This window comes from Pediococcus damnosus (assembly GCF_001437255.1).
GTDB classification, from domain to species: domain Bacteria; phylum Bacillota; class Bacilli; order Lactobacillales; family Lactobacillaceae; genus Pediococcus; species Pediococcus damnosus.
This window is the reverse complement of sequence record NZ_JQBD01000195.1, coordinates 1-368: the sequence shown is the minus strand read 5'-3', so window position 1 is coordinate 368 and position 368 is coordinate 1. Positions and strand designations below refer to the sequence as shown.

Here is a 368-nt window from a genome sequence, read left to right as displayed (position 1 = left end):
AAGTACTGCACCGATGAACAAGAAGTGGCTACAAGGCCGAAATGACTGGATAAGGTTGCCTAACAAACTGAAGTCCGATACTACTCGAAGTCATGACGGTAAAGCCAACGGTGAGATGGTACGAAAGTTAGCGTTCTTACCCGGGGAGACCTGTATTACACGTTTCCGACAAGAGGAACGTTATGTTCCACAAAGACAAGCACTTCAGTGATGGAATGTTGAGTAATGCAGGAGTCAGCCGAGGTCATAGTAGTCCACGAAGTGAACGAAGGACCGAACAGTAATAACTCGTAATTGATATTGGAGGTGGAAGCAGTGCGAAAATCGCAGAAAACAGAACAAATAGCTGACCACCGATGGATGGCAGG

1 protein-coding gene is annotated in these 368 nt (G+C 46.5%); it reads left to right on the top strand.

The window, feature by feature from the left end:
- On the top strand, nucleotides 1-211 hold a 211-nt coding region (locus IV84_RS11285; RefSeq protein ID WP_236699032.1), incomplete at its 5' end, for a hypothetical protein.
- Nucleotides 212-368: the final 157 nt, after the last annotated feature.